Annotated in this window: 9 protein-coding genes; 5 read left to right on the top strand and 4 right to left on the bottom strand. The window is 68.9% G+C overall.

Going from position 1 to position 12,751, the window contains the following annotated elements:
* The first annotated feature begins 141 nt into the window (after positions 1–141).
* From J3A66_RS17900 to J3A66_RS17880, 5 genes are all read left to right on the top strand, one after another.
* Positions 142–2,706, top strand: coding sequence for a TonB-dependent receptor (locus J3A66_RS17900; protein WP_209570283.1), 2,565 nt, complete (start codon positions 142–144; stop codon positions 2,704–2,706).
* Entirely contained in the window at positions 2,703–3,932 is a 1,230-nt protein-coding gene (locus J3A66_RS17895) for a YdcF family protein (RefSeq protein ID WP_200874005.1), read from the top strand. Before J3A66_RS17900 ends, J3A66_RS17895 begins: the two co-directional genes overlap by 4 nt.
* A 206-nt stretch (positions 3,933–4,138) precedes the next feature.
* Positions 4,139–6,214: a glycoside hydrolase domain-containing protein gene (locus tag J3A66_RS17890; RefSeq protein ID WP_209570282.1), complete on the top strand. Its 2,076-nt coding sequence runs from the start codon at positions 4,139–4,141 to the stop codon at positions 6,212–6,214.
* Positions 6,192–7,565 carry an MFS transporter gene (locus J3A66_RS17885; protein WP_209570281.1) on the top strand — a complete coding sequence of 458 codons (1,374 nt, stop codon included), beginning with the start codon at positions 6,192–6,194 and terminating at the stop codon, positions 7,563–7,565. Before J3A66_RS17890 ends, J3A66_RS17885 begins: the two co-directional genes overlap by 23 nt.
* 226 nt (positions 7,566–7,791) lie before the next feature.
* Positions 7,792–8,352 (top strand): cytochrome c family protein, encoded by a 561-nt coding sequence (locus tag J3A66_RS17880; protein ID WP_209570280.1) that lies wholly within the window; start codon positions 7,792–7,794, stop codon positions 8,350–8,352.
* Positions 8,353–8,511: 159 nt separating this feature from the next.
* On the opposite strand, the gene J3A66_RS17875 is transcribed toward J3A66_RS17880, so the two are convergent.
* From J3A66_RS17875 to chlG, 4 genes are all read right to left on the bottom strand, one after another.
* Positions 8,512–8,667, bottom strand: a complete 156-nt coding sequence (locus J3A66_RS17875; protein WP_200874006.1) for a hypothetical protein — start codon at positions 8,665–8,667, stop codon at positions 8,512–8,514.
* An 89-nt stretch (positions 8,668–8,756) separates the two neighbouring features.
* A complete protein-coding gene (locus J3A66_RS17870) occupies positions 8,757–9,239 on the bottom strand; it encodes a TspO/MBR family protein (RefSeq protein WP_031439272.1) in 483 nt (160 codons plus the stop codon).
* Positions 9,240–9,245: 6 nt separating this feature from the next.
* The gene (locus tag J3A66_RS19560) at positions 9,246–11,792 is read right to left on the bottom strand and encodes a geranylgeranyl diphosphate reductase (RefSeq protein ID WP_348634077.1); all 2,547 of its coding nucleotides are present in this window, start codon (positions 11,790–11,792) and stop codon (positions 9,246–9,248) included.
* Entirely contained in the window at positions 11,789–12,697 is a 909-nt protein-coding gene (gene chlG / locus J3A66_RS17855) for a chlorophyll synthase ChlG (RefSeq protein ID WP_209570279.1), read from the bottom strand. Before chlG ends, J3A66_RS19560 begins: the two co-directional genes overlap by 4 nt.
* Positions 12,698–12,751 lie beyond the last annotated feature (54 nt).

Here is a 12,751-nt window from a genome sequence, read left to right as displayed (position 1 = left end):
AGTCTCAACCGCGACATCGCCATCCGCACACGTCCCTTCGCCGCGACAGATAGCCGATTAGTTTATTTCGTGAAATTAATTAATTTTGTCATATTTCCCGACCACCGGCTGATATATCAATCGGGTGGGAGAAAAAAAATCATGACAAAACACGGCTTGCGTTCGGGATGTGCGCTGATCGCGCTGGGGATTGCGGCACAGACGCCGGCCTGGGCACAGACGGCGCCGTCGGCCCCCGCCGCCACCACCGCGACCGCTGCCGACCCGGCCAGCGACCCCGCCCAGGGTGATCCCGCCCAGGCCGACCCTGCCCAAACCGACCCCGTCGCCGGCACCGACATCATCGTCACCGGCTCGGCACGCGAGCAGCGTCGCTTCGATGTCTCCTATGCGGTCAATTCGCTCAGCAATGCCGACATCCAGAAGCTCGCGCCGCTCAACTTCGCCGATCTGCTCGGCAAGCTGCCGGGCTTCGCAGTCGAGAACACCGGTGGCGAGGTCCAGAACATCATCCGGCTGCGCGGTCTGCCCAGCGACGGCGGCCTCGTCACCTTCCAGCAGGACGGCCTGCCGCTGTTCCACGAGAATGACGGCAACTTCTTCCGCGGCGACAGCCTCAACCGCTTCGACCTGATGACGCAGCGCGTCGAGGTCGTGCGCGGCGGCCCCGCCCCCGTCTATGCGAGCTATGCCGCCGCGATCGTCAACAACATCACCGTCTCGGGCACCGACACGGTGCGCGGCAAGGCACAGCTCACGCTCGGCGACACCGGCCTCTACCGGATCGACGGCTATCAGGCCGGGCCGATCGACGATTCGACCTATTACGCGATCGGCGGCTTCCTCCGCCGCCACGACGGCTATCGCGACAACGGCTTCCCCAACGACCGCGGCGGCCAGATCCGCGCCAACATCAAGCATGACTTCTCGAATGGGTCGCTGCGCGTGTCGGGCAATTACCTGAACGACCACAACGTCTTCTACCTGCCGATCCCGACCGCCGACCCGCGCGATCCGTCCAAGTCGCTCAACCAGTATATCGACTTCTTCAGCGGCACGATGAATTCGCCCGCTTTGCGCGACGCGACGATCCGCTACCGCGAGGCCGATGGCACGACGCGCAACGTCGGCGCCGATCTCGGCAATGGCCGCCATACGCAGTTCGGCAATATCGGCGTTCAGTATGACGCCGATTATGACGGCTGGAAGGTCGCCGCCAAGGGCGGGGTCAGCATCGGCAAGCTCCACTTCAACGCGCTCTATTCGACCAGCAATCCGTCCGACGCCACCGCCTTTGCGGGCAGCTACCTGACCGCCGCGCGCACCGCCTTCGGCGCGGGCGTCACCCGCCTCGGCTATGCGATCGCCGGCACCGACGGCGCCGAGGTCTATGACCCCAATGCGGCTTCCGGCCTGGTCGTCCCCGCGCAGTTCCGCGACGTCACGTCGAAATTCTACTCGACCCAGGGTGATCTCAGCGTCACCCGCTCGATCGCGACCGGCTTCGGCACGCACGACCTGCGCGTCGGCGTCTATGGCAGCCTGTACGGCGAAACCAACGAAGTCGCCTATCAGGACTATCTGCTAGAGGTCCGGGGCAAACCGCGCACGCTCGACCTGATCGCCTATAACGCCGCCGGCCAGGCGCTCGGCTCGGTGACCGACAATGGCGTGCTGCGCTACACGACCACGCTCAACCGCGGCAACACCGACGCTTCGATGTACGCCTTCTACGCCAACGACACCTGGGAACTGACCCCGGGGCTGAAGATCGACGGCGGCATCCGTCACGAACGCTACAGCTTCGACGGCTATGCCTTTGCGACGACCTCGGCCAATCTCGGCGACACGACGACGCTCGCCGACAATGCCGTGCGCGCCTTTACCGGCCAGATCATCCGCTCCTCGCTCGCGCCCGACATCACCAACTGGACCGCGGGCATCAACTACGACGTCACCCGCCATCTCGGCGCCTATGCGCGCGCCTCGCATCTCGAAACCCCGCCCTCGACCCAGGTCACCTATCAGATCAACCCGACGATCCTGACCCCCAAGGCCAACCAGTATGAGGTCGGGCTGAAGGCGGCGTTCGGCCGGTCCTATCTCTATGTCATCGGCTTCTACACGCGCTACGACCCGCTCAACGCCTCGTTCGTCGCGCTCGACCCGGTCACCGGCCGCAACGACCAGTCGGTGCCGTTCGTCGGCAAGGCGGACATCAAGGGGATCGAGATCGACGGCAATCTCGCGCTGCCCTACGGCTTTGCGATCACCGGCGCGGTCACGGTCAGCGATCCCAAGTACAAGAGCCTCGTCAACGCGAACGGCGCCAGCGCAGGCGATGTCGAGGGCAACCAGCTCGTCCGCGAGCCCAAGGTCTATGGCAATATCCGCCCCTCGGTCGATTTCGACATCGCGGGGAATGCAGTCCAGCTCTATGGTCGCTACGAATATGTCGGGAAACGCTATGTCGATTTCTTCAACAACACCGCGCTGCCCGCCTATGGGACGGTCGGCGCGGGGATCACGCTGACGCGTGACACGTGGCAGATGCAGGTCGTCGGCGACAACATTTTCAATGCCAAGGGCCTGACCGAGGGCAATACGCGCACCGACCAGCTCAGCGGCCAAGGCACCGCGGACGCGATCTACGGCCGTCCGATCTTCGGCCGCAACGTCCGCCTCGTGGTCAGCAAGTCCTGGTGACCGGCCTGCGGATGATCCTCGCGGTGGCACTGGCGGGCAGCGCATCGGTACCGCTCGGCGCGCAGGTTCCGGCACAGGCGGCAACCGGGCAGATCGGGGCAGTCGGGCAATCCCCCGACGCCCCGATCGACGCGCTTTCGCAGCGCCTGTTTCCCCGGCTCGGCGCGTTACGCGCGACGCCGGGCTGGGCGCAGGCGCTCGACCGCGACCCGGCGATGCGCACGCTGCAAGCTGCGCGCACGGCGCGGCGCGCGTCATGTGGCACCACAGCCGCCTGCACGATCGAGGCGGCGATCTGGACGATCGAAGATCGCGCCGCGCTCGTCGCGATCCTCGACCGGCTCGCGGGCAAGCGCGGGCTGCCGACGCTCGCGGCGAACGCGGATCTCGCGCCGGTCGCGGCGATCGATGCCGAGCTCGACGGGCTGAACGCGGTGCTGCGCGTCTACGGGCTCGGCCATCCGTCACGCTATCCCGCGATCGACGGCCCCGTCTTCACCCCCGCGGTCCCGTATTTCGCCGATGACGTCGCAGTCGGCATCGAGTTCGCCCGCGCCGCCTCGGGCGCCGAACCCGACACGCTCGACGGCAGCGTCGCGCTCGCGCTCGCGCTGCTCGATGGCAACGACGCGACCGCGGCGACGCTGTTCGAACCGCTCGACGACCGCGAGAATGCCGGCGCCCGCGCCGCGGCCGCCCGCACCGACTGGACCGCCTTCCGCTATACCGCGCTGATCGTCCCCGGCGTCGGGCCGGAGGACGGCGCCACACGGCTCAGCCCGCGCAGCAAGCTCCACGCGCTGCTCGCCGCGCAACGCTATCGCCAGGGGCTCGCCCCGTTCATCCTCGTCTCGGGCAGCGCGGTCCACCCGCGCGGCACGCGCTTCGTCGAAGCCGTCGAGATCCGCCGCGCGCTGATCGAGCGCTACGCGATCCCCGCCGATCGCATCATCCTCGAACCCTATGCGCGGCACACGACGACCAATCTGCGCAACGCCACGCGGCGGATGGCCGCGCTCGGCATCCCGCTCGACCGGCCGACGCTGATCGTCACCGACGCGCAGCAGAGCGCCTATATCGAAAGCCCGACCTTCACCACGCGCAACATCGCCGAGCTCGGCTACATGCCCGGCATGATCGGCCAGCGGCTGTCCGTCTACGACCTCGAATTCCGCCCATCACGCCAGTCGCTCCGCCAGGATCCCCGCGATCCGCTCGACCCATGACCAGTGTCTTTCAGCGGTCAGACCCCGCAAACACAAACACCCCAACCCCAACCCCAACCCCAACCCCAACCCCCACCCCGGCGAAGGCCGGGGCCCAGTCGGGGAACGACACTGATCGGGGACAACGCACGTGCCTCCCCGCCATCCCGACCCCGTTCCGGCCGTCACGGTCGAGACGCATCCTCCCCCATCCGCTCGTCCTGACCATGCTGCTAGTTCCCGCCGCCGCATCCGCCCAGGACACCCCCGCCGATCTCGTCGACCCCTTCGTCGGAACACTCGCCGATTTCGGCCAGCTCACCCCCGCCGCGGTCGCGCCGTTCGGCATGGTCCAGCTCGGCCCCGACACCAGCCCCGCCAACCACGCCGGCTATGATCACGCGGCCACGACGCTGCTCGGCTTCTCGCACACGCGCGGCGTCGGCGTCGGCTGCGGCGGTGCAGGCGGCGACCTGATGATCGCGCTACGCTATGCCGGCGGCGACGCTGCTCCCGCACAGGTCGACAAGACCAGCGAACGCGCCCGCGCCGGCACCTACAGCGTCCGCTACGACGCCGGCATCCTTGCCGAGACGACCGCCACGCGCGGCGGCGGCGTGCTGCGCTTCACCGTACCGCGCGCAGGCACGCTCGACCTGCGGATCGACCCGCGACGCAGCTATGCCAAACGGCTCTCGGCCAACTGGGCACGCCTCGACAGCGACGACCTGCGTGCCGATCTCGTCGCGGGCACCGTCTGCGACCAGGGCGCCTATCGGCTCCACACCGCCAGCCGGATCCGGGTCAACGGTCGCCTCGTGCATCGCCGGCTAAGTGTCGGCGCTGGCGATCTGGCGACGCTCCGCCTCGTCGCCCGCGCGGGGGACCGGATCGAGATCCGCACCGGCCTGTCGAGCGTCGACGGCGGCGGCGCGGCACTGACCCGCGACACCGAACTCGGCGACCGGCCGTTCGCGACCATCGCCGCGGCGACCCGGTCCGACTGGAACCGCGTGCTCGGACCGGTGGTACCGACCGGCCCACGCGACCGCCGCGCGCTGTTCTACACCTCGCTCTACCGCGTCATGCAGACCCCGGTCGCGATCGACGATCCGGACGGCCGGCACCGCGACAAGACCGGCCGCATCACCGTCTCCCCCAAGGGCACGACGCGCTATGCGAGCTGGTCGCTCTGGGACAATTACCGCACGCAGATGCCACTGCTGGCGCTGCTCCAACCCGACCGCAGCGCCGACATCGCCGCCTCGCTGGTCACGCTCTATGCCGGCGGCAAGCCGCAATGGTCGACCCGCGACGAACCCTTCCTGACGGTGCGCACCGAACATGCCGGGATCGCGCTGCTCGATATGCATCGCAAGGGGATCGCGTTCGACACGGACGCGGCGCTCGCCGGGATGGTCGCGGACAGCGCCACGCTCAAGCGCGGCACCCCCGACGAACAGATTGAGGCCGCCTATGACGACTGGGCGACCGCCGAACTCGCACGCGATCTCGGCCGCACCGATCTCGCCGCGCGCTTCACCGCCAAGGCGCTGTCCTACCGCCCAATGTGGCGATCGGTGTTCCAGTCGCCCGGCGCGGACGGCGACGTCGTCAAGGCGCGCGGGCTCTATCAGGGCACGCTGTGGCAATATCGCTGGGCGCCGGTCTTCGATCTCGGCTGGATCACCCAGACGGTCGGGCGCGCGCGGCTGCTGGGCGAACTCCAGACCTTCTTCGGGCAGGGCCTGTTCAACATGACGAACGAGCCCGACATCCACGTCCCCTGGATGTTCGCCGCGCTGGGCGAGCCCCGGCCGACCGCGGATCTCGTCCGGACGATCCTGACCCGGCCGATCGCGCATCCCTATACAAACAGCGGCAAGCTGGCGGTGCCGTTCGTCGGTCGCAGCTTCGCGCTGGCACCGCAGGGATTTGCCGACGGGATGGATGATGACGCGGGCGGCCTGACCGCCTGGTACGTCTTCGCGGCGCTCGGGCTCTATCCGCTGGTACCGGGAGAGCCCTGGTACGTCCCGACGACGCCCGCGTTCGAACGGGTCCGTCTCGATCTCGGCAAGGGGCGCGTGCTCAGCATCCGCCGCGACGGACCAGCGGACGGCGTCATACAACGGGTAACCCTGGACGGACGCGCGCTGTCCACGACGCGGATCGACCATGCCGATCTGATGCGCGGCGGCACGCTGGTCGTCACCACACAGGCGCCGCTCACGCAAAATGTCCCGCAACTGCAAGACAGCCGCGCTAGGGTCGCGGTCGATGGCATGCTCCACCCCCGATAACGCCGCCGCCGCCGCGCCGCCTGCCACGGCGCGGATGCTCGGCTATGCGAGCGGCAATTTCGGCAAGAACCTGCTTGCGTCGACGATGGACGTCTTCCTGATGTTCACGCTGACCGAATATTGGGGGATATCGCCGCTCGCCGCCGGGCTGATCGTGATGCTCGGGCTGGTCTGGGACGGGCTGTGCAACCCGCTGCTCGGTCGCCTGCTCGACCGCGCCACCGACCGCGCGGGGCTCTACCGCCGCCTCCTCGTCATCGCCGCCCCTGTCGTCACCATCCCCTTCACCATCCTCTTCCTCCTGCCCACCCCCCAACCGCCCTTCGTAATTCCCTGGGCGATCAGCCTCGTACTGGTCTTCCGCACCGCCTATGCGACCTGCGATGTCGCGCATAATGCGCTGATGATGCGGATGACCGGACCGCAAGGTGCCGCGACGACGCTGTCGGCCTTGCGGTACATGTTCAGCTGCCTCGGCGCGCTGGCGGTCGCCGGGTCCGCCCCCGCCTTTGTCGACCCCGCGCTTGCAGGCGGTTATCGCCTTATCGTCACCACGGCCTGTGCCGCCCTCGCCTATGTCGCGACTTTGTGGCTGGCCGCCGCATCAGGGCCCGCCGCCACCCCACCGCCGCTGCGAACACCGGCCAAGCCGCAAACGCCGCTCCGGGTCTGGATCCTCGGCAATCGTCCGTTCTATGCGCTGCTGGTGTTCGGCTTCGCACAGGCGCTGACGCTGCCGGTCTTTGCGCGATCCTTCGCCTATATCGGCAAGGGCGTGATCCACGACCCAGACTGGACCGCGCGCGCGCTCACGACGCTCGCGCTGTCGCAACTCGTCATGCTGCCGGTCTGGGTCGGAGCGAGCCGACGTGCCAGCCAGCACGGCATGCTTGCGGTCGCGCTGATCCTCGTCGCGGTCGGATCGGCGGTGTTCGCGACGGGACCGCGCGGCATGATGGCGGGGATCGCGCTGTTCGGTGCGGGCAATGCCGGCGTGCAGATGATGATCTGGGCGTTGCTCGCCGACGCGATCGATCACGGCGAGCGCCGGACCGGGGTCCGGCTCGAGGCGGTGCCGGTCGCATTGCTGCTCCTCACGCTGAAGCTGGGCGGCGGGGTCGGCGGTGCGCTGTTCGGTCAGGGCCTGGCGCTAGCCGGCTGGACCGGCACCGCACCGCTCGGCGAGACCGGCAGCGGACAACTGCTGGCCATGGCGTGGGCGATGCCGGTGGCGGGCGCGGTCATCGGCATCGCGGTGGTTGTCTTGCAGTCCCACACCGGTGCGGGACGTTCCGCCGTCCCCGCAACACGCAGCCTGCCCAACAGCGTGAGCAGATCGAGCGTCGGATAGCGGGCGGCCGCATTGTCATACATCGCCCGGCACGTCGCGATATCGAACCATGCCGCGCATTTCGCGGTCGCTATCTCCGGCGCATCCCCGCGCTCTCCGACGCCTTTCCGGGGGCCGCTCCTTACAGTTACTGAAACAAAGTGTTGGACGGCGGATACTGTGAAGAATAATAGACAGTGTACAGCCTGGCATGCGGACCCGGCGCTTGGTCGAGAGGAGCAGGATTATGAAATCAGCATCCACGATTCGGTTTGGACATGTCGCACTTTGCGTCGCGCTCTCGGCGACGGCGCTCTCCGCCTGCTCGAAAAAGGCGGCCGAGGAGCCCGCCGCGGGCGAAACCGCTGCCGCCGCGCCGGAGGCCGCTACCGCGAACGCCGCGGCTCCGGCTGAGGCTGCCGCGCCGGCGGCGACCGCATCCGCCGCCGCGCCGGCTCCCGACAATGTCGATACGCTCAGCGGCGTCAAATTCGCCGGCTATACGGGCGATGCCGCCAAGGGGAAGACCGCGTTCATCACCTGCCAGACCTGTCACGCGGTCGAGGCCGGCGTGAACAAGATCGGCCCCTCGCTGCACGAAGTGGTCGGCCGCGCCGCGGGAACGGTTGCCGGCTACACCTATTCCGCCGCCAACAAGAATAGCGGGATCACCTGGACCCCCGAAAAGCTGTTCCAGTATCTCGAAAAGCCGCAGCGCGTCGTTCCGGGTACCAAGATGGCGTTCCCGGGCATCCCCGATCCGCAGAAGCGCGCGGACGTGATCGCCTATCTGCAAGCCGGCGGCTGAGCAGAACCGCCGATCCTGCCCCACCGGTCCCGCTCCTGCCTGTTGCGGGACCGGGCGGGATCGGTCGCAGCTTCGCTTGACCGCGCGACCATGGTCCGGTCGCCGCAGAGCAGGGTGTGAAACGCCAGGCCCGGTCCTGCATCCTGGCATGATCGACATTCAGCCTCGCGCCGTCCTTGCCAGATCGGCGAGATGGACCGGAAGCGAGACGATGAGCGGCACCGCGACCCAAGGCCAGTCGAGCCCGGTCAGCGCGGCGCGCAGCGCGACCAGCATCAGCATGCCCGGCGCCAGCCGGAGTGCCGCAGTCGCCATGCTCCACCCCTGCCGTCGCAGCCAGAGAAGTTCGAGGGCGATTACCCACAGCACGATATCGACCGCGTGCCCGCTAGCGAATAGCCAGGTCAGGAAAATGGTCCGTTGAGCTGGACGATCGACAGATTGAGGTAACCCGCGAACGCCACCCACAGCAGATAGGGCAGCAACAGCGCTGCCGCAGGCCGCGAATGCCGGGCCAGGATGACGATCAGCACCAGGATCGACAGCCAGAGCACGACCATCTCCGCGACCGCCCAGTCGGGCCGCTGCAGGCGGAAGAAAACCAGGCTCCACAGGATGTTGAGAAACCCATTGCCCGCGAACAGGCCGAGCAGCCATTCGCGCTCGCGCCACCCCGCAATCGCCCGCCATCCCGTGACGCCCGCCAGGGCCGTACAGCTGTAGATCGCGGTCCAGGCCAGCCCATAGGCGGCGTCGGGCGGTGCCCAATGCGGCTTGAGCAGACTGGCATACCAGGATCCGGTGTCGATGATTGTCGCGCCCACCAGTGCCACCAATGTCGCGAGCAACGCCGCGATGCACACCGGAAAGATCCAGACCCTATCCATCGCGCATCAGCTCGCAGTCTGCAGCAGATGCCGCATGTCCTTGGCGAAGATCCGCGCATAGGCGAGCGGCCGCGCATAGATCAGCCGCTTGTTCATATAGGCGTGCCAGGTCAGATGCTGGACGTCGCGGTCGGCGCACATCGCCACGAAGCGTTCGCGGCGGCGATCGTCGCGGTACCAGAAATGCTGCATGATCGCGAGGATGCGGAACACCAGCCCATGCGCGCGCATGAACCGCCGCCGCGCCGCGCCGAGCGCCTTGGGGTCTCCGCTGGCGAGGAAGGTATCGACCGCCTCGGCGGCGAACCGCGCGGACAGCATCGCGTAATAGAGCCCCTCGCCCGAGGCCGGCGCGACCGCCCCCGCGGCATCGCCGATTACCAGCACGTCGCGGCCATTATCCCATCGCCGCAACGGGCGGAGCGGGATTGGCGCGCCCTCGCGACGCAGCGTCACGCACGTTTCGAGCCCGAGCCGCACGCGCAACCGGCTGGTCGCGTCACGCAAACCATGCCCCTTGTGCGCGCTGCCGACGCCGATGCTCGCGGTGTCGCCGTGCGGGAACAGCCAGCCGTAGAAATCGGGCGAAAATTCGGCCTGATAGAAGACGTCGCACCGGGTGCGGTCGAACGCCGCGGTGCCGGGTTGCGGCGTACGGATCACCTCGTGATAGGCGAAGACGCACGGGGTGCGCACCGCATCGTCGAACACCGCCTCGGCGACGCGCGACCGGGCGCCGTCCGCACCGATCACGCACCGCGCGCGGACGCGATGATCGCCCTCGCCATCGGTATAGCGGACCTGTGCGCCACCATCGCCGTCGCGGACGATCGCCTCGAACCGCCCGGTGCGCCGCTCAGCGCCCTGTTTGGCAGCGCGGTCGCGCAGCCACTCGTCGAACGTGTCGCGGTCGACCATGCCGACATAGCCGCCCGCGCCGCTCGGATCGACCGGCATGTCGACCGCACGCCGCGACGGCGCGATCATCCGCGCGGTTCGCGCCCGCCCGACGATCAGATGATCGGGAATCGCGAAATCACGGATCAGCCGCGGCGGGATGGCGCCGCCGCACGGCTTGATCCGGCCCGCGCGATCGAGCAGCAGCACCGATCGCCCCGCCTGCGCCAGTTCGGCAGCGGCGGTCGCCCCGGCCGGACCGCCGCCGACGACGACGCAGTCATAGGTCGTCATGCCGCCGCCGCGCGCGCGCGCGACTGGCGTCATGTCCTGCCGGCGACCAGGCCTGCGCATCGCCAGCGCTGCGGCAACGACGAAGACCAGCGCCTCGGCCAGGAAGACCAGGGTGAAGACGGTGGCGGGCGAGTCGATCCGGCTCCGCCCGAGATCGACGCCCGTCGCGCCGAGCAGCCCGCCAAGCCCGAAGGCGATCGCCTGTGCCGCGCCCCACACGCCCATGCGGAGTCCCGCCTGATCTCGCCCCTCTGCCTGCCCGCGTCCCGCGAGCGCGATCATCGCGCCGATCGCCGCGACCGCAAAGACGCCATTGGCCAGGCCGAGTAGCGCGACATTGGCGGTCAGCGGCCAGCCCGGCCCGATCCGCGCCGCCAGCGCGAGCCCCGCCAGCGCCGCCGCCGACCCGAGACACCCGCCACCGATCCACCAGCGCAGCCCGCGCGTCTCCCCGCCTTCACCCCGCCCGCCGCCAAACGCCCCGCCGCCGACCCCCGCGACGATCATCCCGACGAGCACACCCGAGTGCTGCACCCCGGACAGCTGCGTCGAGGCCCCCGGCGCGAGCCCGAACACCAGCCCGGCGAACGGCTCGAGGATCAGGTCCTGCATCGCATAGGCCAGCATCGAGACGAAGACGAAGAGCGTGAAGCGGCGCGCCTCGCCGTCGGCCCAGATCGTCCGCAACGCCGTCATCAGCGTAGCCGATCGCTCCCCCCGCCGGGACGCGTCGACCGGCATGGTGAGCCCCCAGGACGGTACAGCCCCCTCGACGCCGAGAAGCGCCACCACCGCCAGCGCGAAGGCGCACCCCGCGACGCCGGCCGCGACCCGGGTCAGCCGCGCTGCGGAAAAGGGTTCGAGCAGCGCACCCGCTATCCCCGCCGTCACCGCGATCCCCGCGACCATCATGATCCAGGTGATCGCCGCCGCCGCCGCGCGCCGCTCGGGCGCGACTCGGGTCGCGAGCAACGCCAGCAGCGAGGTGCCCGCCGCGCCCACGCCCATGCCGATCATCGCAAACGCGGCAATCGCCAGCACCAGCCCCCCGGGCGCGCGTGCGGCGAGCAGCGGCAGCGCACCGACCGCGAGCAAGGCGCCAAGCGCGAGCACCGCCATGCCCCCTATGATCCAGGGTGTCCGCCGCGCACCGCGATCCGAACCATGCCCCCAGACCGGTCGTGACAGCTGGACCGCATAATGCCAGGCGACCAGACCCGCGGGGAGCGCCGCGGGCAGCGCATATTCGACCACCATCACGCGGTTGAGCAACGACGTCGCCAGCATCACGATCGCACCGATCGCGCTCTGCACTAGCCCGAGCCGCACGATACCGAGCCAGCCGAGCGGGACCCCGCTCACAACCCCGCCACCCCGCCGAGCCCGAACGCCGACGCCAGCATCCCGAGGACATAGAGCGTCGTGCCGGTCGCATTATACCACGGCGTGTTCTTGAGCGGATCGCGCAGCAGCCGCACCATCAGCGCCAATTGCCCCGCCAGCAACGTCGCAACCAGCAGCGCGACAAGCGCGTGCCCCCACAACGCCAGCAGGCCGATCACCGCGACCTGCGGGACCGCCATGACGATACAGGCCAGCCGGGCGGCGCGATTCACTCCCAGCACGACCGGCAGCGAGCGCAACCCCATCATCCGGTCGCCCTCGACCGCCTTGAAATCGTTGAGCGTCATGATGCCGTGCGCGCCGGCGGTGTAGAGGCCGAGTATCACCAGCACCGCAGCGTCGGGCCAGCCGCCCGTCATCGCCGCCGCGCCGGTAAACCAGGTCAGCCCCTCATAGGTAAGCGCGACCACCGCGGGCCCCCAGATCCCACTCGCCTTGAACCGGAATGGCGGCGCGCTATAGGCCCAGGCGCAGGCCAGCGCGACGCCGGTCGCCGCGAACACCAGCGGCCCCATCGCCGCCCCGACCGCCGCCGAGATCAGGCTGCCCGCGATCGCGATCCACACGCCCCAGCTGCCGGCGATCCGCCCCGACGGGATCGGCCGCAGCGGCTCGTTGATCGCATCGACATGGCGGTCGAACCAGTCATTGACGGCTTGGCTCGTCCCGCAGACCAGCGGCCCCGTCAGCAGGACACCTCCCAGCAGAAACGGCCAGCGATCGCCCAGCGGAACGCCCGACGACACGACCCCGCACAGGAACGCCCAGATCGGTGGAAACCAGGTGACCGGCTTAAGCAGTTCCAGCACGTCGCGCGCCGCGGGCGGCGGCATCGCGACACGGGAAGCGGACAGGCGATCCATGTCGCGAAACTATGATCAGACAGTCTTAGCTGTCAATATATGTTGACACCAATC

It is taken from the genome of Sphingomonas sp. PvP018 (genome assembly GCF_017876865.1).
Taxonomy (GTDB): Bacteria; Pseudomonadota; Alphaproteobacteria; order Sphingomonadales; family Sphingomonadaceae; genus Sphingomonas; species Sphingomonas aerolata.
This window is presented reverse-complemented; position numbering and strand designations above follow the sequence as displayed.